This is a genomic window from Streptomyces sp. NPDC101191, assembly GCF_044767915.1.
Classification (GTDB): domain Bacteria; phylum Actinomycetota; class Actinomycetes; order Streptomycetales; family Streptomycetaceae; genus Streptomyces.
Window position 1 is genome coordinate 119,503 of the sequence record NZ_JBIWOU010000008.1, and the last position, 25,041, is coordinate 144,543.

The following is a 25,041-nucleotide window of genomic DNA, read 5'->3' on the forward strand; positions in this document are numbered from 1 at the left end:
GCCATGAACACGACCGCTGTCGTCTTCTCTGTCATCGCCGTCGGCGTCGCCGCCCTGCTCGTCACGAAGCTGCGGCGCACCCGGCGCGGCTCCGGCGGGCCCGTCCACGACCGTTACGAGGTCGCCTTCCTGAACGGCGGCCCGGCCCGGGTCGTGGACAGCGCGCTCGCCTCGCTGCAGGCGAACGGCCGACTCCTGATCGGCGGCCCGGGTCTGGTGTGGGCCGCCCAGCAGGGCGCCGTGGCGCAGGACCCGGTGGAGCGGGCCGTGCTCGCGTCGCTCACGGCGGCGGGCAACGGCGCGCTCGCCCCGCTGCGGATCGAGGTCATGCGGCACCCCGCCGTGCAGGAGACCGGCGACGCGCTGGCCGCGCGCGGGCTGCTCGTCGAGCCCCGGGCGCGGCGCTCGGCGCTCCGCTGGAGCATCGGGACGGGTATCGCGAGCCTCTGCATGCTGCCGGTGACCCTGATCCTGACCGTCGTGGAGATGACGGGCCCGGGCAGCCCCGTGCCGTTCGTCCTGAAGGTGCTGCCGGCGCTGGTCGGTGTGCTCGTCACGGCCGTGGTCTGCGCGTCCTCGGTGGCGAGCCGGACCACGCCCGCCGGCCGGGCGGCCGTCACGGCCTTCGGACGGGGGCACGCGCACCTCGCGGACCCGGGCACCCTGGTCGCCCTGCACGGGCTGCGGGCGCTGCCGGACCCGGAGCTGCGGCAGCAGCTGGCCACCGCGGCCCGTACCCCGGTGCACCGTCCCCGTCCCCACACCTCGCACCGGGTCCGTTCCTCGTCCGGGTCCGACTCGTCCTACGACGCCGCCGTCCTGCCGGTCATGTGGTGCGCGTCGGCCGCGGGGGGCGAGACCGGGGGCGGCGGCTGCGGGAGCGGCAACTCCTGCTCCGGGGGCGGCGGGAGCTCCTGCTCGGGCGGGAGCAGCTGCTCAGGGGGCGGCAGCTCCTGCTCCTCGTCGTCGAGTTCCTGCTCCTCCGGCAGCAGCTCCTGCTCCTCGTCGTCGAGTTCCTGCTCCTCCGGCAGCAGCTCCTGTTCCTCCAGCTCCAGTTCCTGCTCCTCCAGCAGCTGACGGGGCGCCCGGGAGGACCGCCATCGGGGTGGCGGTCCGGTCCGTCCTGCCGTACAACCTGATCGTGGTCTGGGTCCCGCTGCTCCTCGTCGCCCTCGTGGTCTCCGGTGTCGCCTGCGCGCGGGTGTGCCGGGACGCCGTCGCGGGCGACCGGCCGGCGCACGGGGACGCGCTCTCCGTCCGCGAGGCCGCGTATCTCGCGGGCGGGCCGCTGCGCGTCGTCGACCTCACGCTGGTCGGCCTGCACCGCTCGGGGCTCGTGCTGCTGGCGCACACCGGCTGGGCGACCGTCGTGGACGGCGCGGGCGGCCGGGACGTGCTCGAGCGCGCGGCGCTCGGCGCGATCGGGCCCGGCGGGCAGGCGCGGATCGGGGACGTACGGGAGCTGGCCGCCGGCGCCGCGGGCGTACGGGCGCTGGCCGACGGTCTGGTCGAGCGCGGGCTCGCGCTGCCCGAGGCCGAGCGGCGGGTGACGGCCGCGGGTGCGCGCGGGGTGCGGGGCGCGTTCCTGCTGACGCTGCTGCTCGGGGCCTGTGCGGTGCTGCCGGCGCCGGCGGGCGAGCGGGGACCGCTGGCGGCCTGGTTCTCGCTGCCGCTGGTGGCGTCCGGGCTGTGCCTTCTGATCGCCCGCGCCGACGACCCCGGCCACGGCTGCTGGGCCTCACCGGCCGGGCGGCGGCTGCTCTCGCAGCTGTCCGCCCACGACCCGCTGACGGCCCTCGCGCGGCGGGGCACCGAGGTGCTCGAACCGGAGCTGCGTGCAGCCTTCCGGGTACATGACAGGCGACACCCCGCCTAGGTCCTGGACGGGGCCGGTGCCCAGCGCCGACCCTCCTCGTGTCCGCTGCTCCGCGGCTACGAAGGGAAGGCGTCGATGAAGGCGGTCGCGCTGCACGCGCTGGTGCTGTCCACCCTCCTGACCCCCGCCGTGGCCGGTCCGCCCCGGCTCGACGCGCCGCCCTCCGAGAGCCGCGGCGTGTCGGCCGCGGCACGGGCCGCGGCGGCCACCGGGATCCGCTTCGGGCCGTGCCCGGCGGCGGAGAAGCTGCCGGCACCGGTGGAGTGCGGCACCGTACGCGTCCCGCTCGACTACGCGCACCCCGAGGGCACCCGCATCCCGCTCACCGTCAGCCGCGTGAAGGCCTCGGGCCCCGCGGCCGACCGGCAGGGCGCACTCGTCTACAACCCGGGCGGCCCCGGGGCCTCCTCCACGTACTTCCCGCTCGCCGCCGGGCTCCCCGCCTGGCGGCGGATCGCCGCCGCGTACGACCTGGTCGGCTACGCCCCGCGCGGGGTCGGGCGTTCCGCACCTGTGTCCTGCCAGGACCCGGCCGACCGCGTGACGGGCCCGACGCTCGCGCCGACCCACCCCTCCGACGTCTTCAAGAAGGAGCGGATCGCCCGCGCCACCACGTACGCGCGGGGCTGCGCCCGCCGCACCGGGGCGGCGCTGCGGCACTACCACTCGCTGAACAACGCCCGCGATCTGGAGGTGCTGCGGGCCGCGCTCGGCGAGCGGCGCCTGACGTACATGGGCGCCTCCTACGGCACGTACTTCGGCGCGCTGTACGCGACGCTGTTCCCGCACCGGGTGCGCCGGATGGTCTTCGACGCGCCCGTGAACCCCTCGCCGCGGCAGATCTGGTACGTCGACAACCTCGACCAGTCGCTCGCCTTCGAGCGCCGCTGGGCGGACTTCCGCGCCTGGGCGGCCAAGCACGACCGGGTGTACGGGCTCGGCACGAGCGCCGCCGCGGTGGGCGAGCAGTACGAGAAGGTGCGCGTCGAGCTCGCCGCCGCCCCGGCGGGCGGCAGGGTCGGGCCCGGGCAGCTGCACCGGGCGATGCTGCAGGCGCTGTACGACGACCGCTTCTGGCCGGCCCGGGCGGGTGCCCTCGGGGCCTACCTGCAGGGCGACCCCCGGCCGCTGATCGCCCAGGCGGCGCCGGCCGGCCCGGCCCGTTCCGGCGAGGCCGCGACCGGCGACCCCGGCAACGCGACCGCCGTCTACACGGCCGTGGAGTGCAACGACGCCCCCTGGCCGGAGGACTTCGCGCTGTGGGACCGGGACAACACCCGGCTCGCCCGCCGGGCACCGTTCGAGACCTGGGACAACGTGTGGGCCAACCTGCCCTGCGCGTACTGGCAGGCCCCCCGCCAACGGCCGCTGGACGTGCGGACCGGTCCGGGAGTGCTGCCGCCGGTGCTGATCCTGGCGGCCGAGCGGGACGCGGCGGCGCCGTACGAGGGGGCACTGGAGCTGCAGCGCCGCCTGGCGGGCGCGGCCCTGGTGACGGAGGCGGACGCCGGGTCGCACGGCATCGGGGGCGGCGCGAACGCCTGCGTGAACGCCTATCTGGAGCGCTATCTGCTCACCGGAGCGGTGCCCGGCGCGAAGGCGGGCGTGACCGCGGCTGCGGAGGCCGGCGCGGATGCCGGGAGCGACTCCGAGGAGGTGACCAGCGCTGCGGCCGGCACGGAAGGGACGCCGGTGCGGCGCGCGTCGTGCGCGCCGCACCCGGAGCCGGACCCGGTGTCGCTGGAGCGGCAGGCGGAGGTCCGCGCGCCGTCTGATCTTCCGGGTCGAGGGATCACCGCCGGGCTGGGCGCCGGGCGGTGACCGGGTCGGGTGGGCCGGGCCGTCAGGCCAGGCCGGCCACCAGGTCCGCCACGCTCTTGCGGCGGCCGGTGTAGAACGGGATCTCCTCGCGGACGTGCAGCCGCGCCTCGGAGGCACGCAGGTGACGCATCAGGTCGACGATCCGGTACAGCTCGTCGGCCTCGAAGGCGAGGATCCACTCGTAGTCGCCGAGCGAGAACGAGGCGACGGTGTTGGCCCGCACGTCCGGGAAGCCGCGGGCCATCTTGCCGTGGTCGGCGAGCATGCGACGGCGGTCCTCGTCCGGCAGCAGGTACCAGTCGTAGGAGCGGACGAACGGGTACACCGAGACGTAGTCGCGCGGGGTCTCGTCGGCCAGGAAGGCCGGGATGTGCGACTTGTTGAACTCGGCGGGGCGGTGCAGCGCCATGTTCGACCAGACCGGCTCGAGGGCACGGCCCAGCCTGGTGCGGCGGAAGAGGTTGTACGCCTCCTGGAGCTGGTCGCTCGTCTCGGCGTGCCACCAGATCATCACGTCGGCGTCGGCACGCAGACCCGAGAGGTCGTACGTGCCGCGGACGGTGATGTCCTTGGCGGCGAGCTGATCGAACAGCTCCTGGACCTCGTCGGCGTAACCGCCGCGGTCCTCGGGCAGAACGTCGCGCAGCTTGAAGACAGACCACAGGGTGTAGCGGATGACCTCGTTGAGGTCCTTCGCCTTCTTACCGGCGTTCGGGATCTTTTCGGGCGCACTCATGCGTCCATTCTCGCCCGTCACGAAGAGTGCCCTGCACCAGGGTGGGTGGTTTTCGACGTGGCGATGATCTCGTCGGCGGCACGGCTGCCCGAGGCGATGCACGCGGGGATGCCGACGCCCTCGTACGCGGCGCCCGCGAGGGCGAGTCCGGGCAGGCCCGCGACGGCGGCGCGGACGCGCTCCATCCGGGCCAGGTGGCCGACCGGGTACTGGGGCAGGCCGCCGATCCAGCGGGTCACGGCGGCGGCGACGGGCCGGGCGGCGAGGCCGGTGGCGGCGGACAGGTCCCGGAGGGAGACGTCGACGAGGTCGGCCTCCTCCCGGTGGACCTGCTCCTCCTCACCGTGGCGGCCGACGGAGGTGCGCAGGACGAAGAGGTCGGGGGCGGCGTCGGTCACCCAGCGCCACTTCTGGCTGGAGAAGGTGGACGCCTTGATGGTGTGACCGTCGACGGGCGGGACGAGGAAGCCGGAGCCGGGGAGCGCCGCCACGTCCGCGCGGCGGAAGGCGAGGGTGACGAGGGCCATGGAGGCGTACTCGACCGCGCCGAGCTCGGTCGAGGCGGTCGGCGCGTGGGCGGCGAGGAGCGCGGCGGCGGGTCCGGCGGGGGTGGCGAGGACGACGGCGTCGGCGGTGTACGTGTGCTCCGGGGTCACGGCCTGCCAGCCGTCCGGGCCGGTGCGGCGCAGCTCCGTCACCGGGGTACGGGTCAGGACCGTGCCGCCCGCGGCCCGGATCGCGTCGGCGACCGCGCCGGGCAGGGTCCCCACGCCGCCCCGGACGCCGGCGAACACCGCCGCGCCGAGACCCGTGCCGCCGAGGCCGGTGGCGGCGCCCGCGGCGTCACTCGGGGTGGCGGCGCCGGCCTGCTGGACGGCGCGCACGGCCTCGGTGAGCGTGGGGTGCCGGCGGGCGGCCGCGAAGAGCGCGGGCACGGCGGCCCTCATGGAGATGCGGTACGCGTCGCCCGCGTAGACCCCGCCGAGGAGGGGCTCGACGAGCCGGTCGACGACCTCGTGGCCCATGCGCTCGGCGACGTACGCGCCGATGGCGACGTCCTCGCCGATCTCGGTCGGCGGGAGCGCGAGGTCACGGCCGATCCGCGCGACGGCCTCGGCGGACAGCAGGCCCTCGACCGCGCGGCCGTCGCCGGGAACGCCCATGACGTGGCCCTTGGGCATGGGCACGAGCGTGCCGCGGGACCAGACGGAGGCGGTGGTGGTGGCGGGGGCCTGGAGCCGGTCGCCGAGACCGACCCGTTCGGCGAGCGCGACGGCCTCGGGGCGGCGGGCGAGCAGGGACTCGGCGCCGAGGTCGACGGGAGCGCCGGCGATCTCCCCGGCGAGGAGCTTGCCGCCGAGCCGGTCGGAGCCCTCCAGGAGGGTCACCCGGGCGCCCGCGGTGACGAGGCGGTGGGCGGCGGCCAGGCCGGAGATGCCGCCGCCGATCACGACGACGCGCGGTCCGGCCGCCCGGCCGTCGCCGACCCGCCCGTCGGTGGTCCGCCCGTCGCCCGTCCACCCGTCGGTGGTGCGGGCGTCGCCGGTCCACCCGTCGGTGGTCCGGGCGTCCGTGGTCCCGGCGTCCGTGGTCCGACCGTCCGTGCGCTGCGCGTTCGCGTTCATGGGGCCGTTCATGGGACCACTCTCTCAAATCGCCCGCGCGCACCCGTTCCGAGGCCCGAACGTGACCGCTTCGCGACCGCCGGACCGAAACCCGCTCCCCCACCCTGGCGTCCAAGGGGCACCACAGACCGAGACCTTGGGGGGTACGGCATGCGAAGAGGGCGCACGGCCGCGGCGGCGGCGCTGCTGACGGCTTCACTCGTCCTGACCGGTTGCGCGGGCGGCGCCGACGACGCGCGGGGGGACGCCAAGGGCCTGAGCGCGGAGAAGCCCGGATACGCGGGCCCCGAGGCCGCGTCGGACGGCGCCGCGGACACCGCGTCGGGCGCGGGGCGGAGCACCGCGCCGCAGCCCAGGACACCCGTCGCGGTGCGACATCACGTCATCCGGACCGCCGAGCTGACCGTGGAGGTCGAGGACGCGGCGAAGGCGACGGCCGCGGCGCGCCGGGCCGTCGGGAACGCGGGCGGCCACGTCGAGAACGAGACGACCGAGCGGGTCGACGACACCCACGTCACCTCGCGACTGGTGCTGCGCGTCCCGCAGGAGCGCTACGACGCCGTCCTCGCCGAACTGGCGGGCGCGGGCAAGCTGCTGTCGCGCAAGGCCGACGCCAAGGACGTCACCGAGCAGGTGGTGGACGTGGAGAGCCGGATCGCGACCCAGCGCGCCAGCGTGGCGCGGGTGCGAGCGCTGATGGACCGGGCCACGCGGCTGAGCGACGTGGTCACCCTGGAAGGCGAACTGAGCCGCCGTCAGGCGGACCTGGAATCGCTGCTCGCCCAGCAGTCCGCGCTCCGGGACCGTACGTCGATGGCGACGATCACCCTCCAGCTCACCGAGCCGGAGACCGCGCCGGCCGGGGAGGACACCGACCGGCCGGGCTTCCTCGACGCGCTCTCGGGCGGCTGGGACGCGCTCGTGGCCGCCGCCGCCTGGATCCTGGTGGTCCTCGCCGCGCTCGCGCCGTGGCTGGCGGTGGCAGCTCTCGCGTACGCGGTGTGGCGGTGGGTGATCCGGCCGCGGCGGACCCGGACGCGTCCCGTGCCGCCCGCGGAAGCGTCCGTACCGGCCGCGCGAGGGGCCGGAAACCGGCCCGGGGCATCCGCGGAGGAGGGGCGGGTCCGCTCCGGCGCGCCCGGAGAGGAGGCGAGCCCTGAAGAATAGGGCTCATGAGCGAACGACTGGTGGTCATCGGCGGTGACGCGGCGGGCATGTCCGCCGCGTCGCAGGCGCGCAGGCTCAAGGGGCCCGGGGAGTTGGAGATCGTCGCCTTCGAACGGGGGCACTTCAGCTCGTACTCGGCCTGCGGCATCCCCTACTGGGTGGGCGGGGACGTCCCCGTGCGCGACGCGCTGATCGCCCGTGCCCCCGAGGAGCACCGGGCGCGGGACATCGACCTGCGGATGCGGACCGAGGTCACCGAGCTCGACGTGGCCGGGCAGCGGGTGCGCACCCGGGACCTGGAGTCGGGCGCGGAGGCCTGGACGGGCTTCGACAAACTGGTCATCGCGACCGGCGCGCGGCCGCTGCGCCCGCCCCTTCCGGGCATCGACGCGCCGGGCGTGCACGGCGTGCAGACGCTGGACGACGGGCAGGCGCTGCTCGACTCGCTGTCCGCGGCCCGCGGCCGTCGGGCGGTGGTGGTCGGCGCCGGGTACATCGGGGTGGAGATGGCGGAGGCGCTCCTCGGCCACGGCTTCGAGGTGACGGTCCTGAACCGGAGCGAGCAGCCGATGGCGACGCTCGACCCGGACATGGGGCGGCTGGTGCACGAGGCGATGGACGGCCTGGGCATCACGACGGTCGGCTCGTCACCGGTGACGAAGATCCTCACGGGCGAGGACGGCCGGGTGCGGGCGGTGGCCACGGACGGGGGCGAGTACCCGGCCGACGTGGTGGTGCTCGGCACCGGCGTGGTCCCAGAGACCTCTCTGGCGCGGGCGGCGGGGCTGCCGCTCGGCGCGTACGACGGGCTGCTGACGGACCTGTCGATGCGGGTGCGCGGGCACGGCAACATCTGGGCGGGCGGCGACTGCGTGGAGGTCCTCGACCTGGTGTCGCAGCGGGAGCGGCACGTGCCGCTGGGGACGCACGCCAACAAGCACGGCCAGGTGATCGGCTCGAACGTGGGAGGCGGCTACGCGACCTTCCCGGGCGTGGTGGGGACCGCGGTGTCGAAGGTCTGCGACCTGGAGATCGCCAGGACCGGGCTGCGGGAGAAGGACGCCCGGGAGGTGGGGCTGCAGTACGTGACGGTGACCGTGGAGTCGACGAGCCGGGCGGGCTACTACCCGGGCGCGGCGCCGATGACCGTGAAGATGCTGGCGGAGCGGCGTACCGGGCGCCTGCTCGGCGTGCAGATCGTGGGCCGGGAGGGGGCCGGGAAGCGGGTGGACATCGCGGCCGTGGCGTTGACGGCGGGGATGACGGTGGAGGCGATGACGGCGCTCGACCTGGGCTACGCGCCGCCGTTCTCACCGGTGTGGGACCCGGTCCTGGTCGCGGCGCGCAAGGCGGTGGGGGCCGTACGGGCAGCGGGCTGAGCAGCCCTGGCCGCGGCGCGCGAGGCCGTGGCGGCCGTACGGGCGGCGGGTTGACCCGGGCGAACTGCGCGCTGCGCGCGCCTGGTCACGGCGCGCGGGGCGGTGGCGGCCGTACGGGCAGCCGGCTCCCGGGCGTGCTGCGGCGGGGCGCGTTTCCGCCGTACGAGCGGCGGGCGGTCCACGGCGGGGCGTCCCCTTCCGCGGTACGGGCCGCGGGTCGACCCGGGCGGCCGACGGCGGAGCGGGCGCGCTTCGCCGGCGGCCGGGCGGCCCGGCCGCCGCCCGCCGGGTGCCGTCGGGCGGGCGGCGGACCGCGGGTGTCAGGCGGCCGTGCGCGTGTGGACGTAGTCGACCAGGCGCGTCAGGGCGTCCGGGTCCATCGCCGGCATGACGCCGTGGCCCAGGTTGAAGACGTGCCCCTCCAGGCCCTTCGCGGCGGCGAGGACCTCGTCCGTCTTCGCCTCGACGACCTCGCGCGAGGCGAAGAGCACGGCCGGGTCCAGGTTGCCCTGGAGCGCCTTGCCGGGGCCGACGCGGCGGGCGGCCTCGTCGAGCGGGACGCGCCAGTCGACGCCGACGACATCCGCGCCGGCCTCGCCCATGAGGCCGAGGAGCTCGCCCGTGCCGACTCCGAAGTGGATGCGCGGGACGCCGTAGGAGGCGACCGCGTCGAAGACCTTCACGGAGGCCGGCATCACCGAGCGGCGGTAGTCGGCCGGGGCGAGCGCGCCCACCCAGGAGTCGAAGAGCTGGACGGCGGAGGCGCCGGCCTCGATCTGCACCTTGAGGAAGGCCGAGGTGATCTCGGCGAGGCGGTCGAGCAGGTCGGCCCACAGCTGCGGGTCGCCGTACATGAGCGCCTTGGTGTGCTCGTGGCTGCGCGACGGACCGCCCTCGACGAGGTAGCTCGCGAGGGTGAAAGGCGCACCGGCGAAACCGATCAGCGGAGTGGACCCCAGTTCGGCAGTGAGCATGCCGATCGCCTCGGTGACGTAGTGGACGTCCTCGGGGGTCAGGTCGCGCAGCCGGGCCAGGTCGGCGCGGGTGCGGATGGGCTCGGCGACGACCGGGCCGACGCCCGGCTTGATGTCGAGGTCGACGCCGATGGCCTTGAGGGGGACGACGATGTCGCTGAAGTAGATCGCCGCGTCGACCTTGTGCCGGCGCACCGGCTGCAGGGTGATCTCGGTGACCAGCTCGGGCCGCATGCACGACTCGAGCATGGGGATGCCCTCGCGGACCTTGAGGTACTCGGGCAGGGACCGCCCGGCCTGCCGCATGAACCAGACCGGCGTGTGCGGCACGGCCTCACGCCGGCACGCCTTCAGGAACGCGGAGTCGTACGTCTGCGGCTGGTGCTTCGTCGGGTTGCCCTCAGGGCGGTCATTGGCACTCACGCCCAGAATCTTCGCATGTGGCGAGAAGCCGCTCGCCCGGCCCGGGTGTCCCTCCCTGCGCACGGGCCCCGTTCCGCCTACTCTTCCCGGCATGGCTGCGGCTCAGGGACATTCTTCCGATCATTCCGACGGCATTCGAGGGACGGAGAAGGCGGCGGGCGACAGGGTGGACCCCACGGATCCCACGCCTCCGGAGGCGCCCCCGGAGGCGGACCCGCTGCCGCCCGCGTTCCTGCGGGCGGTCGAGGGACTGGACGCGGTCCGGCTGCGGCCGGAGATCGAGGTCGACCCGACCCGGCCGCCGCAGCGGCTCGCCCCGTACGCCCACGCCCTGGAGGCGGCGGTCGTGGACGGCGAGGACGACCTGGCGGACGGGCGTCTCGTGCTGCTGCACGACCCGGCGGGGCACGACGCCTGGAAGGGCACCTTCCGCCTGGTGACCCTGATCAGGGCGGAGCTGGAGCCGGAGATGGCCTCGGACCCGCTGCTGCCGGAGGTCTGCTGGTCCTGGCTGACCGGGGCGCTGGAGGCGCGCGGTCTGGCGTACGGGGAGGCGAGCGGCACCGTCACGATGGCGGGCTCGCACTACTTCGGCGGGCTCGCGGAGCGGCGCCCCGCGACGCAGATCGAGATCCGGGCCTCGTGGACCCCCAAGGAGGGCCGGACCGGGGTGCCGGACACCGGCACGCACCTGGCGGCCTGGTGCGACCTGCTGTGCCAGGTCGCGGGGCTGCCGCCGTCCGTGGACCCGGTCCCGGGGGCCGGCGCCGGGACGACCTCGGGTGCGGGCGTCGTCTCGCTGCCGCAGCGGCGCGGACCGCAGCATCCGTGACGCGGACGGCTCGGGCCCGGACGGCGGCTCCGTGACGCGGACGCCTCGCACGCGGACGGCTCGGGCCCGGACGGCGCCTCCGTGACACGGACGGCTCGCACGCGGACGGCTCGGGCCCGGACGGGCTCCGTGACACGGACGGCTCGCACGCGGACGGCTCGGGCCCGGACGGCGGCTCCCCGGCGCGGCCGCTCAGCGCGCGCCCCCCTGGCCCGGACCGCCGCTCCGTAGCGCGGACCCCGGCATTCGGAGGGTCGATTTCCGGACACTTTCGAGTGGGGCGGGCGTGAGGCTCGTACGATGATCGATCACTCGTCCGAATTGCCCCAATTGTTACTCACCAAATCGTGATCTTTCTCTAAAGGCGGGCGGCCCAGCTGCCGAAGGAGTCAGTGACCCCTTCACAGCACGGGTCCGCCCCCGGCTTCTTCCCCGAGCCGGCTCCGTCCCCCCACCTTCCCCAGGAGGCCTGGTGTCCGTTCTCCTCGAGCAGCCCGCAAGCCTGGTCGCCTACCGCCCGAACAAGCCGACGGCCATGGTCGTCGTGGCCGACCCACGCGTCCGCTCCACCGTCACCCGCCACCTGTGGGCGCTCGGAGTGCGGGACGTCATCGAGGCGTCGTCCATCGCGGAGGCCCGTCCCCGAGTCGGCAACCCACGCGACATCTGCGTGGCCGACGTCCACCTTCCCGACGGCAGCGGACTGACCCTGCTGTCCGAGACCCGCGCCGCGGGCTGGCCCAACGGCCTCGCCCTCTCCGCCGCCGACGACATCGGCGCGGTGCGCAACGCCCTCGCCGGGGGCGTCAAGGGCTACGTCGTCACCGGTACGCGCACCAACATCGGGCACCCCACCCGCCCCGGCGCCGCCCCCATCGGTTCCGCGGCCGCCCGCCTCGGCCACCGCCGCCCCCCGGGTGCCCCGAGCCACCCGGGCGGCTACCGCGAGCTCTCCGGCCGTGAGGTCGAGGTGCTGCGGCTGGTGGCCGAGGGACAGTCCAACAAGGCGATCGGCGTCTCCATGGGCCTGTCGGCGCTCACGGTGAAGAGCCACCTCGCCCGCATCGCCCGCAAGCTGGGCACCGGCGACCGGGCGGGCATGGTCGCCGTGGCCCTGCGCACCGGGATCATCCACTGAGCGGCACGGCCCCACGAAGGGCGTGAAGCGCGGCAGCTGCCTGTCGACGGAACGTTCCCTCTCGCTCCGACCGGTCCGGCCGGCGGTCGCGGGTTCGGGCTGTTCCGTCGATGGGCTCTTGCCATTCACAGATACCCTTGACAGGTGACCGACGCCCAAGACACCGCGAGTGACACCGCACTGCGCACCACCGGGGGCGCCCCCTCGGACGACGACGTCCCTGCGGATGGGCTGCCGATCCCGCTGCTCGAACCCCGCGAGGGCATTCCGCCCGTCGTCGCGACCGAGGACGCCCTCGCCGAGGTGATCGCCGCCTTCGCGGCCGGCCGCGGCCCCGTCGCCGTCGACGCCGAGCGCGCCTCCGGCTACCGCTACGGGCAGCGCGCCTATCTCGTCCAGCTGCGCCGGGAGGGCGCGGGCTCCGCGCTGATCGACCCGGTGGGCTGCCCTGATCTCTCCGCGCTCGGCGACGCGCTCGCCGGGACCGAGTGGATCCTGCACGCCGCCACCCAGGACCTGCCGTGTCTGCGCGACATAGGCATGGTGCCGACGCGGCTCTTCGACACCGAGCTCGCCGGGCGGCTGGCCGGCTTCCCGCGGGTCGGCCTCGGCGCGATGGTCGAGACGGTCCTCGGCTACGCCCTGGAGAAGGGCCACTCCGCCGTCGACTGGTCCACCCGGCCGCTCCCCGAACCCTGGCTGCGCTACGCCGCGCTCGACGTGGAACTCCTCGTCGACCTGCGCGACGAGCTGGAGAAGGAGCTGGACCGGCAGGGCAAGCTGGAGTGGGCGCTCCAGGAGTTCGACGCCATCGCCTCCGCGCCGCCCGCGCCGCCGCGCAAGGACCCCTGGCGCCGGACCTCGGGCATGCACAAGGTGCGCCGGCGCCGCCAGATGGCGGTCGTACGGGAGCTCTGGACGGCCCGCGACAAGGTGGCGCAGCGGCGGGACGTCTCCCCCGGCAAGGTGCTGAGCGACGCGGCGATCATCGAGGCCGCCCTGGCCCTGCCCCCGAACGTCGGCGCGCTCTCCGCGCTGCCCGGATTCGGGCAGCGGATGGGCAGGCGCCAGCTGGAGCAGTGGCAGGCGGCCGTGGACCGGGCCAAGGCCCTGCCGGACGCCGAGCTGCCGCAGCCGGGCCAGCAGGTGGCGGGCCCGCCGCCGCCGCGGGCCTGGGCCGACAAGGACCCGGCCGCCGCGGCCCGGCTGTCCGCGGCCCGCGCCGCGGTCTCGGCCCTCGCGGAGGAGCTGAACCTGCCGCAGGAGAACCTGATCACCCCGGACACGGTCCGCCGCGTCTGCTGGGAGCCGCCGTCCCCGGCCACCCCGGAGACGGTCGCCGCGGCCCTCACCGGGTACGGCGCCCGCCCCTGGCAGGTCGGCCTGGTCACCCCGCTGCTGACACGGGCCCTGGCCGCGCAGGCCTGATCCGGCCCAGCCGCATTGCTCGACGTCGACGAAGCCCCCCGTGCCCTCGCACCGGGGGCTTCGGTCGCCTCCCCCTCGGATGTTCCGCACCTGCGAGGTCCCTTGCTGAACCGTGTCCGTACCGTCCGGCACGGAGGGCGGGGCACGCCCCCGCCGGGGCCATGCGGTCCACAAGGGCACCCTGCGCAAGTGTGACGTTCGCCGCTTGGGGCGGGGGGGCTGGGCAGTCTGGTTACCCGCAAGTAGCATGGGGGGAGCAAGCGCGCGCTTAGCCGCGTGCCGGGCAGCGCGCCCGCAGCAGTGCCATCCCGCACCCTGGAGGAGAGCCATCGTGCCTCGTACCGTCAGGGACGTCGTCTTCGTCGACGGCGTCCGTACCCCGTTCGGCAAGGCGGGCCCGAAGGGCATCTACCACGAGACCCGCGCCGACGACCTCGTCGTCAAGGCCATCAGGGAGCTGCTGCGCCGCAACCCGGGTCTCGACCCCGCCAAGATCGACGAGGTCGCCATCGCCGCGACCACGCAGATCGGCGACCAGGGCCTGACCCTCGGCCGTACCGCCGGCATCCTCGCGGGCCTGCCGCAGTCCGTGCCGGGCTACTCCATCGACCGCATGTGCGCCGGCGCGCTGACCGCCGTCACCACGACCGCCGGTTCGATCGCCTTCGGCGCGTACGACGCCGTCATCGCCGGTGGTGTCGAGCACATGGGCCGCCACCCCATGGGCGAGGGCGTCGACCCGAACCCGCGCTTCGTGTCGGAGAAGCTCGTCGACGAGTCCGCCCTCTTCATGGGCATGACCGCCGAGAACCTGCACGACCGCTACCCCACCATCACCAAGCAGCGCGCCGACGAGTACGCCGTGCGCTCGCAGGAGAAGGCCGCCAAGGCGTACGCCGACGGCAAGATCCAGCAGGACCTGGTGCCGATCTCGGTCCGCCGCACCTCGCCCGAGGGCGGCGAGACGGGCTGGGGCCTGGTCACCGCCGACGAGCCGATGCGCCCGGGCACCACGCTGGAGTCGCTGGCCAACCTGAAGACGCCGTTCCGCGTCCACGGCAACGTCACCGCGGGCAACGCGGCCGGCCTGAACGACGGCGCCACCGCCTCGATCATCGCCTCCGAGGACTTCGCCCGCGAGAACAACCTCCCGGTGAAGATGCGCCTCGTCTCCTACGCCTTCGCCGGCGTGGAGCCCGAGGTCATGGGCTACGGCCCGATCCCGGCCACCGAGAAGGCGCTGGCCCAGGCCGGCCTGTCCATCTCGGACATCGGTCTCTTCGAGATCAACGAGGCCTTCGCCGTGCAGGTCCTCGCCTTCCTGGAGCACTACGGCATCGCCGACGACGACGCCCGCGTGAACCAGTACGGCGGCGCCATCGCGTACGGCCACCCGCTCGCCTCCTCCGGCGTCCGTCTGATGACGCAGCTGGCCCGCCAGTTCGAGGAGAACCCGCAGGTCCGCTACGGCCTCAACACGATGTGCGTCGGCTTCGGCATGGGCGCGACGGTCATCTGGGAAAACCCCCACTGGGAGGGCAAGTGAGCACCACCGCTGAGCTTCTGAAGGGCGCCGCCGAGCTCTTCCCGGACGAGGTCGTCACCTCGGCCCACGTCCGTCACTTCGAACTCCCCGCGGGTGCGGGCCGGTTCGCGCTGATCACGCTGGACAACGGCTTCGACCACACCAAGCCGACCACCTTCGGCCCGCAGTCGCTCGCCAACCTCAACACGGCGATCGACCAGGTCGAGGCCGAGGCCGCGAACGGCGAGATCGTCGGCGTCGGCGTCACTGGCAAGCCGTTCATCTTCGCCGTCGGCGCGGACCTCAAGGGCGTCGAGCTGCTCAAGCAGCACTCCGACGCGCTCGCCATCGGCAAGGGCGGCCACGACGTCTTCAAGCGTCTGGCGGGCCTGGCCGTCCCGACCTTCGCGTACTACAACGGCGCGGCCATGGGCGGCGGCGTCGAGGTCGGTCTGCACTGCACCTACCGCACCGTCTCGAAGGCCCTGCCGGCCTTCTCGCTGCCCGAGGTCTTCCTCGGCCTGGTGCCCGGCTGGGGCGGCTGCACGATCCTGCCGAACCTGATCGGCGCGGAGAAGGCCGTCTCGGTCATCATCGAGAACAGCCTCAACCAGAACCGCCAGCTCAAGGGCAAGCAGGTCTTCGAGCTCGGTATCGCCGACGCCCTCTTCGAGGGCGCCGACTTCCTGGAGCAGTCCCTCATCTGGACCGCGCAGGTCCTGAAGGGCGACGTCACCGTCGAGCGCCCGGAGATCGACCGCGGCGAGGGCTGGGACCAGGCCGTCGCCAAGGGCCGTGCCATCGCCGACTCCAAGGTGCACGGCGCTGCCCCGGCCGCCTACCGCGCCCTCGACATCATCGAGGCGTCCAAGGACGGCGACCTGCAGAAGGGCTTCGACGCCGAGGACCAGGCCCTCGCGGACCTGATCATGGGCGGCGAGCTGCGCTCCGGCATCTACGCCTTCAACCTGGTGCAGAAGCGCGGCAAGCGCCCGGCCGGCGCGCCGGACAAGAACCTGGCCCGCCCGGTCACCAAGGTCGGTGTCGTCGGCGCCGGTCTGATGGCCTCCCAGCTGGCCCTGCTCTTCCTGCGCCGCCTCGAGGTGCCGGTCGTGCTGACCGACATCGACCAGGAGCGCGTCGACAAGGGCGTGGGTTACGTCCACGCCGAGATCGAGAAGCTGCTCGGCAAGGGCCGCATCAACCAGGACAAGGCCAACCGTCTCAAGGGCCTGGTCTCCGGTGTCCTGGACAAGGCCGAGGGCTTCGCGGACGCGGACTTCATCATCGAGGCCGTGTTCGAGGAGATGTCGGTCAAGCAGAAGGTGTTCGCGGAGGTCGAGGCGGTCGCCCCGGCGCACGCGATCCTCGCCACCAACACCTCCTCGCTGTCGGTGTCGGAGATGGCCTCCAAGCTCCAGCACCCCGAGCGCGTGGTCGGCTTCCACTTCTTCAACCCGGTCGCGATCCTCCCGCTCCTGGAGATCGTCCGCGGTGAGCAGACCGACGACGCCTCCCTGGCCACCGCGTTCGGTGTCGCCCGGAAGCTGAAGAAGACCGCGGTGCTGACGAAGGACGCCCCGGCGTTCGTCGTGAACCGCATCCTGACCCGCTTCATGGGCGAGATCCAGAACATCATCGACGAGGGCACCCCGGTGGCCACGGCGGAGAAGGCGGTCGAGCCGCTGGGTCTGCCGATGTCCCCGCTGGTCCTCCTGGAGCTCGTCGGCCCGGCCATCGGTCTGCACGTCTCCGAGACCCTGAACCGCGCCTTCCCCGAGCGCTTCACGGTCTCCCCCAACCTGAAGGCCGTCGTCGAGGCCGGCAAGCGCGGCTTCTACGTCTACAACGCGGAGAACGGCTTCAAGCCGGAGCTCGACCCCGAGGTCGCCGCGCTCCTGAAGCAGGGCGACGTCGTCCTGACGGAGGAGCAGGCCCGGGACCGCGTCCTGGACGCGGTGGCGCAGGAGATCGGCCTGATGCTGGAGGAGGGTGTCGTCGCCGAGGCGCAGGACATCGACCTCTGCCTGATCACGGGCGCGGGCTGGCCCTTCCACCTGGGCGGCATCACGCCGTACCTGGACCGTGAGGGCGTCTCCGAGCGCGTCAACGGCAAGCGGTTCCTGGCGCAGGGCGTGGCGAGCGTCCCGGCGTAACCCGCGCGCTCACGCGTACGTGTGAACGGCCCCGGCACCCTGGTGGTGCCGGGGCCGTCATGCTGGGTGCATGGATCTTCTGATCGTGGACGGCGCCAACGTGGTCGGGTCGGTGCCCGACGGATGGTGGAAGGACCGGCGCGGGGCCGCCGAGCGGCTGCGGGACCGGCTCGCCGAGCGGGGCGGGCCCGAGGGCGGGCCGTACGAGATCGTGCTGGTCGTCGAGGGCCGGGCCCGTGGTGTGGCCTCCGTGCCGGGGGTCCGGGTCGATGAGGCGCCGGGCAGCGGCGACGACCGGATCGTGGAGCTGGCCCGGGAAGCGGCGGGCCGGCCGTGTGTGGTGGTGACCGCCGACCGCGAACTGCGGCGCAGGGTGGAGGCGGAGGGCGCCCGGACGACGGGGCCGCGTTCGCTGCCGTCCTAGGCGGGCGGCCGGGGCGGCTCCCGGAAGCGTGGCTTCCATGATCGACAATGGCTAGGATCGCCGGATTCCCCGGACCTCCCCTCCCTGTCGAACGGAACCCTCTCGATGCGCATACGCGCCCTCAGGCGTCTCGCGGCCGCCTCGGCCCTCGTCGTCGCCACCTCGCTCCTGGGCGCGCCCCAGGCGCTGGCCGAAGACCCGGCACCCGTCACGGTACGGGCGAAGGCGGTCTTCAACGACCCGGCGACCAGCCCGAACGCCGTACGCGACGAGCTGGTGACGCTGATCCGGAACACCGAGCCGAACGGTCTGATCCGCGGCTCGATCTACCTCTTCACCGACGGCGTCGTCCGCGACGCCCTCGCCACGGCCCACCGGGACCGGGGCGTCCGGGTCCAGATCCTCTTCGACCACGACGCCGTGGCCGACCAGAAGCTGGTGGACGGGGTGTGGAAGGCGACCGGGAGCGAGTTCTCCACGCTGGGCCAGCGGCTCGGCCGGGTCGTGGGCTACGGGGAGAGCGTCGACGCCGACGCCACCGGCTCCTTCGTGCTCGGCTGCCCGGAGAACCGGGGCTGCATCGGCAACCGCGGGCTGAAGAAGTCCGACGGCGGCGTCGAGTACGCCATCAACCACAACAAGTACTTCCTGTTCTCCAAGGTCGGGGCCACGCCGAACGTGGTCTTCCAGTCCTCGGCGAACCTGACGGCCAACCACCGCACCGGCATGTTCAACAACGCGGTGACCGTCCCGCACACGGGGCTCTACGACGAGTACACCCACTACTGGAAGGACCAGCTCACCCACGGCACGAGCGGGGCAGGGCTCGACGACTACTACCGGAGCACGGACGTCGGGGCCTACAAGACCTACTTCTTCCCCCGCATCGAGTCCGACCGTGACACCAGGGACACGTCGGCCGTGGATCCCCGCGAGGACGCGTCCACCGACACCGTGGTGTCGCTGCTGAAGAACGTCTCCTGCGCCACGACCCCCGCCACCGAGATCCGGGTCGCTATGTACGCCTTCACCCGGACGCAGGTCGCCGACCGGCTGGCCGCCCTCCAGGCCGCCGGCTGCCGGGTGCGCGTGGTGGTGAACGGGGAGGACGGCAACGTCGGGTCGGGCGTGCGCGCCGCGCTCACCTCGGCCGGCCTGACGACCCTGCGGCAGTGCGCGGGCACCGACGCCGGCTCGTACGGCGTCCACTCCAAGTACCTGCTGATCGACGGCTCGTACCTGGGCAGCCCGCGCAAGGTGGTCTTCACCGGGAGCCACAACTACACGTACCCGAACCTGCGTTCGCAGGACGAGACCCTGCTGAAGATCGACCAGGCCGAGATCTTCGAGGCCTACCGGCAGAACTTCGACACGACCCTGCTGGGCAGCGCCGCGTGCCAGGGGGCGCTCTCCTCGGCCCCGTAGCCGACGCCACGACCCCGTAGCCGACGGCACGACCCCGTAGCCGACGGCACGACGGCCCGGCGGGCCCTGACGGGCCGGCCGGGCCGGTACGGCGCTCCGTGGGGTCAGTACTTCGCCTCCTGCCCCACCTTGCCCAGGCGGCTGTGGCCGCGTCCGTACAGGAAGTAGACGACCAGACCGATCACCATCCAGACCGCGAAGCGGAACCAGGTCTCGCCCGGCAGGTTGAGCATCAGCCAGAGCGAGGCGGCGATGGAGAGGATCGGCAGGACCGGCACCCACGGCGTACGGAACGCCCGGTGCAGGTCGGGGCGGGTGCGGCGGAGGATGATGACGCCGACGGCGACCATGACGAAGGCGAAGAGGGTGCCGATGTTCACCAGCGTCGCGAGCTCGTTGATGCTGGTGAACCCGGCGACGACCGCGATGATCGCGCCGAGCAGGATGGTCGGCCGGTACGGGGTCCGGAAGCGCGGGTGCGTGACGGAGAAGAAGCGGGGCAGCAGCCCGTCGCGGCTCATGGCGAAGAAGACCCGGGTCTGACCGAGCAGCAGGATCAGGCACACCGTGGTGAGGCCGACGGCGGCGCCGAAGCTGATGACGCCCGCGTAGAACGGATGGCCGACCGCCTTGAAGGCGTCGGCGAGCGGCGCGCTGACGGACAGTTCCGTGTAGTGCTGCATGCCGGTCACGACGAGGGCGACCGCCACGTAGAGCACGGTGCAGATGAGCAGCGAGCCGAGGATGCCGCGGGGCATGTCGCGCTGCGGCAGCTTGGTCTCCTCGGCGGCGGTGGCGACCACGTCGAAGCCGATGAAGGCGAAGAAGACCACGGACGCGGCGGTGAAGATGCCCATGACGCCGAAGTTGCTCGGCTCGTAGCCGAAGATCAGCCCGACCATGGGCTCGTCCCACCCGGAAATACCACCCGGAGGGGTGACGGCCGGCGGGATGAACGGCGTGTAGTTGTCGCCGACGATGAAGAACAGACCGGCGATGATCACGATCATCACCACGGTCACCTTGATGGCGACGACGATGGCGGTGATCCGCGCGGAGAGCTTCATGCCGAGGACCAGGATGGCGGTCAGCACGAGGACGAGGATGAAGGCGAGGATGTCGAAGGTGCCGCCCGGCACGTCCGGGCCTTCGAGCGCGGCCGGTAGGTGCCAGCCGATGTTGTCCATGAGCGAGCGCACGTAGCCGGACCAGCCGACGGCGACGACCGCGGTGCCGAGCGCGAACTCCAGGACGAGGTCCCAGCCGATGATCCAGGCCGGCAGCTCGCCGATGGAGGCGTACGCGAAGGTGTAGGCCGAACCGGCGACCGGCACCGTGGAGGCGAACTCCGCGTAGCAGAGCGCCGCGAGCGCGCAGACGATGCCCGCCGCGACGAACGCGAGGGCGGTGGCCGGGCCCGCGTTCTCCTTCGCCACCTTGCCGGTGAGGACGAAGATGCCGGTGCCGATGATGACACCGACGCCGAAGACGGTGAGGTCCCAAGCGGACAGGGACTTCTTGAGCGCGTGCTCGGGCTCCTCGGTGTCACGGATCGACTGCTCGACCGTTTTCGTCCGGAACATCCCGGTGTTCGCGCGTGGCTGCTGATCCGTGCTCACGTCGTACCTCCCTGGCATGGGGCTGCCCGCCCTGAGGCCAGGATGCACGCGGAAGGGCCGATCGGCACCCGAAGGTGTGGTCCGACCGGCCCAAAGGTGACGCCGAGTGAGGTGCTGCCGCGTCAGTCCCGCGCGGGCTCCACGGCCTGGCTGCTGCTCTCGAAACGGCCGTCCAGGCGCGAGACCAGACCGGTGACCTGGCGGGCGATGTCCGGGGCGGTCAGCCCGATCTCGGCCATGACCTCGGCGCGCGAGGCGTGGTCGAGGAACCGCGGCGGGATGCCGAAGTCACGCAGCGGTACGTCCACGCCCGCGTCGCGCAGGGCCTGGGCGACGGCGGAGCCGACGCCGGCGGCGCGGCTGTTGTCCTCGACGGTGACGACCACCCGGTGCTGCTCGGCGAGCGGGGCCAGGGCCTCGTCGACGGGCTTGACCCAGCGCGGGTCGACCACGGTGGTGGTGATGCCCTGACTGTCCAGCAGAGCGGCGATCTCCAGGCACATCGGGGCGAGCGCGCCCACCGAGACGAGCAGCACGTCCGGCGTGTCGCTGCCGGCCTCGCGCAGCACGTCCATACCGCCGACGCGGCGCAGCGCGGGGACGGCCGGGCCGACCGCGCCCTTGGAGAAGCGGACCACGGTGGGGGCGTCGGTGACCTCGACGGCCTCGCGCAGCTGGGCGCGGACCTGGTCGGCGTCGCGCGGGGCGGCGAGCCGCAGGCCGGGCACCACCTGAAGGATCGACATGTCCCACATGCCGTTGTGCGAGGCACCGTCGGTCCCGGTGACACCGGCCCGGTCCAGGACGAAGGTGACACCGCACTTGTGCAGCGCCACGTCCATCAGGACCTGGTCGAAGGCGCGGTTGAGGAAGGTCGCGTAGACCGCGAACACCGGGTGGAGCCCCCCGGTGGCGAGGCCGGCGGCGGAGACCGCGGCGTGCTGCTCGGCGATGCCGACGTCGAACACGCGCTCGGGGAAGGCCTTGGCGAACTTGTCGAGGCCGACCGGCTGCAGCATCGCGGCGGTGATCGCGACGATGTCCTCGCGCTCCTTGCCGAGCGCGACCATCTCCTCGCCGAAGACACTGGTCCAGTCGGCCCCGGAGGACGCGATCGGCAGACCGGTGTCGGGGTGGATCTTGCCGACGGCGTGGAAGCGGTCGGCCTCGTCCTGGAGGGCGGGCTGGTAGCCGCGGCCCTTCTCGGTGAGGCAGTGCACGATGACCGGCCCGCCGAAGCGCTTGGCGCGGGTGAGCGCGGACTCCAGCGCCTCGATGTCGTGCCCGTCGATGGGGCCGACGTACTTGAGGCCGAGGTCCTCGAACATGCCCTGCGGGGCGATGAAGTCCTTCAGGCCCTTCTTGGCGCCGTGCAGGGTCTCGTAGAGCGGCTTCCCGACGACGGGGGTGCGCTCCAGGATGTCCTTGCCGCGGGCGAGGAAGCGCTCGTAGCCGTCGGTGGTGCGCAGGGTCGCCAGATGGTTGGCGAGGCCGCCGATGGTCGGCGCGTAGGAACGCTCGTTGTCGTTGACGACGATGACGAGCGGGCGGTCCTTGGCGTCGGCGATGTTGTTGAGCGCCTCCCAGGCCATGCCGCCGGTGAGGGCGCCGTCGCCGATGACCGCGACGACGTGGTCGTCCTTCTTCAGGACCTGGTTCGCCTTGGCCAGACCGTCGGCCCAGCCGAGGACGGTCGAGGCGTGCGAGTTCTCGATGACGTCGTGCTCGGACTCGGCCTGCGAGGGGTAGCCGGACAGGCCGCCCTTCATCTTGAGCTTGGAGAAGTCCTGGCGGCCGGTGAGCAGCTTGTGCACGTAACTCTGGTGGCCGGTGTCCCACAGGACCTTGTCCTTGGGCGAGTCGAAGACGCGGTGCAGGGCGATGGTCAGCTCGACCACACCCAGATTGGGACCGAGGTGCCCGCCGGTCTTGGAGACGGCGTCCACGAGGAAAGTCCTGATCTCTCCGGCCAGCTGGTCCAGCTGTTCCGAGGAGAGCCGGTCCAGATCTCGCGGTCCCCTGATACGGGTCAGCAGAGCCACCCGTGCCTCCTTGCGTTTGAACTGGTCGAGCTTGCCGATTTGTCGAGTCTAATGTTCCGTCTTGGATCGTGGGCAGCGGGCCGGGGGTGGCGCGCCACCCCGATGGCCGACACACCGCTGATCCGTGCGGCCGGTGCACTGGTCCGGACGCAGCAGCGCCCGGCGCCGGTTCTCGGCGCCGGGCGGACTGTGGCGAGCGTTACCCTCGCCGGCCGGGCATCAGGCTCGGCCCGCGGTCTTCTGCGTACGGCGGGAGACCGAGTCGATCACGACGGCGGCGAGCAGCACCGCGCCGGTGATCATGTTCTGGATCGCGTTGGACATGCCGATCATGTTCAGGCCCTGCTGGATCGACTGGATCACGATCATGCCCAGGAGCGCCGACCAGACCTTGCCGCGGCCGCCGAAGAGGCTGGTGCCGCCGATCACGGCCGCGGCGATGACCAGCATCAGCGTGTTGCCGCCGCCGAGGCTCTTGGTCGCACCGCCGGAGAGGCTCGCGATGAACAGGCCGCCGAAGGCGGCGAGGGTGCCGGAGATCGCGAAGACGGCGATCCGGACCAGGTCGACGTTGATGCCGGCGCGGCGGGCCGCCTCGGCGTTGCCGCCGACCGCGAAGACCTTGCGGCCGAAGAGGGTGCGGCGGGCGACGAAGTCGGCGAGCACCAGGACGGCCAGGAAGAGCACCAGGGCGAGCGGCAGGCCGCGGGCGCCGGCGGGCTCGTTCATCACGTAGGCGACGACGAAGACCAGGACGGCGACGACGGCGGCGCGCAGCACGATCTCGCTGACCGGGCGGGCCGGGAGCCGGGCGGCCTTGCGGCGGCTGCTGTCACGCAGCAGGGAGAGCACGTACGCGGCGACCGCGACCAGGGCGAGGCCATAGGCGGCGATCTTGTCGGCGAAGAAGTAGTTGGTGAGGTTCTCCACCACGCTGCCGGACGGCGTGTTGATGGAGCCCTCGCCACCCATGAGCCACTCCTGGAAGCCCATCCAGCCGAGGAAGCCCGCGAGGGTGACGACGAAGGCGGGAACGCCGATCTTCGCGAAGAAGAAGCCGTGGAGCGCGCCGATGGCGGTGCCGGAGAGCACCGCGAGCACGATGGCCACCCACTGGTTCATCCCGTTGCTGACCTGCAGGCCGGCCCAGACGGCCGCGCCGACGCCGGCGACGGAGCCCATCGACAGGTCGATCTCGCCGAGGACGAGGACGAAGACGATGCCGACCGCCATGATGCCGAGGCCGGAGGCGTAGACGGCGACGTTGGCGACGGAGCTCGCGGACAGGAAGTTGCTGTTCTGGAGCTGGAAGACGATCGCGATGACGATCAGGCCCAGGACCACGGGCAGGGAGCCGAGCTCACCGCCGCGGATCTTGCGGGTGAACTCCGTCCAGTAGCCCTTGAAGCCCTCCTCGCGGACGAGGAGGCGGGGGTCGACGGCCGGGACGGGCGCCGCGGAGGCCTCGACGGGTGCCCCGGTGGCCTCGGAGGGCGCCTCGGGGACCTCGGAGGCTTCGGGGGTCTTGGCGAGCTCGCTCACTTGGCGGCCCCCTTCACGGCGGTGTTCTCGGTGGTCTCGGCCTTACGGGCCTGCCTGCGGGTCACGGCGTTGTCCGTGGCGCCGGTGATGGCGGCGATGATCTCTTCGTGGCTGGTCTCGGCGACCTGGAAGTCGCCGTTGTTGCGGCCGAGGCGGAGCACGGCGACGCGGTCCGCGACGGCGCGCACGTCGGCCATGTTGTGGCTGATGAGGATGACGCCGTGGCCGCGCTCGCGCAGCCGCTCCACGAGGTCGAGCACCTGTGCGGTCTGCTCGACGCCGAGGGCGGCGGTGGGCTCGTCCAGGATGACGATCTTCGGGTCGCCGATCAGGGCGCGGGCGATGGCCACGACCTGGCGCTGGCCGCCGGAGAGGGCGGCGACGGGTATGCGGACCGACGGGATCCGGATGGACAGGGTGTCCAGGAGTTCCCGGGCGCGCTTCTCCATGGCGATCTCGTCGAGGACGGAGCCGGAGCTGAGCTCGCTGCCGAGGAAGAGGTTCGCGACGACGTCCAGGTTGTCGCAGAGTGCGAGGTCCTGGTAGACGGTCGCGACCCCGAGGTTCTGGGAGTCGTGCGGCTTGGTGATCTGGACGGGTCGACCGTCCCACTCGATGGTGCCCTCGTCGATCGGGTGGACACCCGAGATCGTCTTGACGAGGGTCGACTTGCCGGCGCCGTTGTCGCCCACGAGGGCGACGACCTCTCCGGCGTGGATCTCCAGATCGACATCGGTGAGCACCTGGACGGCGCCGAACCGCTTGGAGACCCCGCGCAACGCCAGCACGGGCGTAGCGGACACGTGAATCATCTCCTTCGCCGCCTGACCGGCGGGGATGTGGTGCGAGGACCCCCTCGGAGGGGAGGAGGGGGTACGTGGGGAGTCCGGCGCCCCGCCCCCGCTTGCG

19 protein-coding genes are annotated in these 25,041 nt (G+C 73.1%); 12 read left to right on the forward strand and 7 right to left on the reverse strand.

Annotation, left to right across the window (positions count from 1 at the left end; all coding sequences use genetic code 11):
- The first annotated feature begins 3 nt into the window (after positions 1–3).
- From ACIRQF_RS28940 to ACIRQF_RS28950, 3 genes are all read left to right on the forward strand, one after another.
- Positions 4–1,077 carry a TIGR04222 domain-containing membrane protein gene (locus tag ACIRQF_RS28940; protein ID WP_404096320.1) on the forward strand — a complete coding sequence of 358 codons (1,074 nt, stop codon included), beginning with the start codon at positions 4–6 and terminating at the stop codon, positions 1,075–1,077.
- Between the two features lie 28 nt (positions 1,078–1,105).
- A complete protein-coding gene (locus ACIRQF_RS28945; RefSeq protein WP_404096323.1) occupies positions 1,106–1,876 on the forward strand; it encodes a TIGR04222 domain-containing membrane protein in 771 nt (256 codons plus the stop codon).
- Between the two features lie 75 nt (positions 1,877–1,951).
- A complete protein-coding gene (locus ACIRQF_RS28950) occupies positions 1,952–3,697 on the forward strand; it encodes an alpha/beta fold hydrolase (RefSeq protein ID WP_404096326.1) in 1,746 nt (581 codons plus the stop codon).
- Between the two features lie 22 nt (positions 3,698–3,719).
- On the opposite strand, the gene hemQ is transcribed toward ACIRQF_RS28950, so the two are convergent.
- The gene (gene hemQ / locus ACIRQF_RS28955; RefSeq protein WP_376628940.1) at positions 3,720–4,433 is read right to left on the reverse strand and encodes a hydrogen peroxide-dependent heme synthase; all 714 of its coding nucleotides are present in this window, start codon (positions 4,431–4,433) and stop codon (positions 3,720–3,722) included.
- 17 nt (positions 4,434–4,450) lie between these two features.
- Positions 4,451–6,070 carry a protoporphyrinogen oxidase gene (gene hemG / locus ACIRQF_RS28960; RefSeq protein ID WP_404096330.1) on the reverse strand — a complete coding sequence of 540 codons (1,620 nt, stop codon included), beginning with the start codon at positions 6,068–6,070 and terminating at the stop codon, positions 4,451–4,453.
- Positions 6,071–6,208: 138 nt separating this feature from the next.
- On the opposite strand from hemG, the gene ACIRQF_RS28965 reads away from it, so the two are divergent.
- On the forward strand, positions 6,209–7,225 hold the full coding sequence (locus ACIRQF_RS28965) for a DUF4349 domain-containing protein (protein ID WP_404096332.1): 1,017 nt from the start codon (positions 6,209–6,211) through the stop codon (positions 7,223–7,225).
- A gap of 5 nt (positions 7,226–7,230) precedes the next feature.
- A complete protein-coding gene (locus ACIRQF_RS28970) occupies positions 7,231–8,604 on the forward strand; it encodes an FAD-dependent oxidoreductase (RefSeq protein WP_389757025.1) in 1,374 nt (457 codons plus the stop codon).
- A 320-nt stretch (positions 8,605–8,924) separates the two neighbouring features.
- Here ACIRQF_RS28970 and hemE read toward each other — a convergent pair whose 3' ends face one another.
- Entirely contained in the window at positions 8,925–10,001 is a 1,077-nt protein-coding gene (gene hemE / locus ACIRQF_RS28975; protein WP_376628932.1) for a uroporphyrinogen decarboxylase, read from the reverse strand.
- 91 nt (positions 10,002–10,092) lie between these two features.
- On the opposite strand from hemE, the gene ACIRQF_RS28980 reads away from it, so the two are divergent.
- The 7 genes from ACIRQF_RS28980 (at position 10,093) to ACIRQF_RS29010 (ending at position 18,929) form a co-directional block, all read left to right on the forward strand.
- Positions 10,093–10,833 carry a DUF3000 domain-containing protein gene (locus tag ACIRQF_RS28980; RefSeq protein WP_404096336.1) on the forward strand — a complete coding sequence of 247 codons (741 nt, stop codon included), beginning with the start codon at positions 10,093–10,095 and terminating at the stop codon, positions 10,831–10,833.
- Positions 10,834–11,305: 472 nt separating this feature from the next.
- A complete protein-coding gene (locus ACIRQF_RS28985; RefSeq protein WP_017242457.1) occupies positions 11,306–11,971 on the forward strand; it encodes a response regulator transcription factor in 666 nt (221 codons plus the stop codon).
- Between the two features lie 144 nt (positions 11,972–12,115).
- Complete coding sequence (locus ACIRQF_RS28990; RefSeq protein ID WP_382481515.1) at positions 12,116–13,399, forward strand: HRDC domain-containing protein; 1,284 nt, start codon at positions 12,116–12,118, stop codon at positions 13,397–13,399.
- A gap of 331 nt (positions 13,400–13,730) precedes the next feature.
- Entirely contained in the window at positions 13,731–14,945 is a 1,215-nt protein-coding gene (locus tag ACIRQF_RS28995) for a thiolase family protein (RefSeq protein ID WP_376628926.1), read from the forward strand.
- Complete coding sequence (locus tag ACIRQF_RS29000; protein ID WP_376628924.1) at positions 14,942–17,080, forward strand: 3-hydroxyacyl-CoA dehydrogenase NAD-binding domain-containing protein; 2,139 nt, start codon at positions 14,942–14,944, stop codon at positions 17,078–17,080. Before ACIRQF_RS28995 ends, ACIRQF_RS29000 begins: the two co-directional genes overlap by 4 nt.
- Before the next feature lie 70 nt (positions 17,081–17,150).
- Entirely contained in the window at positions 17,151–17,504 is a 354-nt protein-coding gene (locus tag ACIRQF_RS29005; RefSeq protein WP_404096341.1) for an NTP pyrophosphohydrolase, read from the forward strand.
- 105 nt (positions 17,505–17,609) lie between these two features.
- Positions 17,610–18,929, forward strand: coding sequence for a phospholipase D-like domain-containing protein (locus ACIRQF_RS29010; RefSeq protein WP_404096344.1), 1,320 nt, complete (start codon positions 17,610–17,612; stop codon positions 18,927–18,929).
- Positions 18,930–19,033: 104 nt separating this feature from the next.
- On the opposite strand, the gene ACIRQF_RS29015 is transcribed toward ACIRQF_RS29010, so the two are convergent.
- The 4 genes from ACIRQF_RS29015 to ACIRQF_RS29030 all read right to left on the reverse strand — a co-directional run bounded on the left by ACIRQF_RS29015 (position 19,034) and on the right by ACIRQF_RS29030 (position 24,944).
- Positions 19,034–20,512 carry an amino acid permease gene (locus tag ACIRQF_RS29015; protein ID WP_382481549.1) on the reverse strand — a complete coding sequence of 493 codons (1,479 nt, stop codon included), beginning with the start codon at positions 20,510–20,512 and terminating at the stop codon, positions 19,034–19,036.
- Positions 20,513–20,670: 158 nt separating this feature from the next.
- On the reverse strand, positions 20,671–22,590 hold the full coding sequence (gene dxs / locus ACIRQF_RS29020; RefSeq protein WP_404096347.1) for a 1-deoxy-D-xylulose-5-phosphate synthase: 1,920 nt from the start codon (positions 22,588–22,590) through the stop codon (positions 20,671–20,673).
- A gap of 219 nt (positions 22,591–22,809) precedes the next feature.
- Positions 22,810–24,132, reverse strand: a complete 1,323-nt coding sequence (locus ACIRQF_RS29025; RefSeq protein ID WP_376628915.1) for a sugar ABC transporter permease — start codon at positions 24,130–24,132, stop codon at positions 22,810–22,812.
- Positions 24,129–24,944, reverse strand: coding sequence for an ATP-binding cassette domain-containing protein (locus ACIRQF_RS29030; protein WP_376628913.1), 816 nt, complete (start codon positions 24,942–24,944; stop codon positions 24,129–24,131). The genes ACIRQF_RS29025 and ACIRQF_RS29030 overlap by 4 nt, the downstream gene beginning before the upstream one ends.
- Positions 24,945–25,041 lie beyond the last annotated feature (97 nt).

Coding starts and splice junctions, on each gene's coding strand:
- ACIRQF_RS28940 (WP_404096320.1), top strand. CDS start 4: ATGAACACGACCGCTGTCGTCTTCTCTGTCATCGCCGTCGGCGTCGCC.
- ACIRQF_RS28950 (WP_404096326.1), top strand. CDS start 1,952: ATGAAGGCGGTCGCGCTGCACGCGCTGGTGCTGTCCACCCTCCTGACC.
- hemQ (WP_376628940.1), bottom strand. CDS start 4,433: ATGAGTGCGCCCGAAAAGATCCCGAACGCCGGTAAGAAGGCGAAGGAC.
- hemG (WP_404096330.1), bottom strand. CDS start 6,070: ATGAACGGCCCCATGAACGCGAACGCGCAGCGCACGGACGGTCGGACC.
- ACIRQF_RS28965 (WP_404096332.1), top strand. CDS start 6,209: ATGCGAAGAGGGCGCACGGCCGCGGCGGCGGCGCTGCTGACGGCTTCA.
- ACIRQF_RS28970 (WP_389757025.1), top strand. CDS start 7,231: ATGAGCGAACGACTGGTGGTCATCGGCGGTGACGCGGCGGGCATGTCC.
- ACIRQF_RS28980 (WP_404096336.1), top strand. CDS start 10,093: ATGGCTGCGGCTCAGGGACATTCTTCCGATCATTCCGACGGCATTCGA.
- ACIRQF_RS29005 (WP_404096341.1), top strand. CDS start 17,151: ATGGATCTTCTGATCGTGGACGGCGCCAACGTGGTCGGGTCGGTGCCC.
- ACIRQF_RS29010 (WP_404096344.1), top strand. CDS start 17,610: ATGCGCATACGCGCCCTCAGGCGTCTCGCGGCCGCCTCGGCCCTCGTC.
- ACIRQF_RS29015 (WP_382481549.1), bottom strand. CDS start 20,512: ATGTTCCGGACGAAAACGGTCGAGCAGTCGATCCGTGACACCGAGGAG.
- ACIRQF_RS29030 (WP_376628913.1), bottom strand. CDS start 24,944: ATGATTCACGTGTCCGCTACGCCCGTGCTGGCGTTGCGCGGGGTCTCC.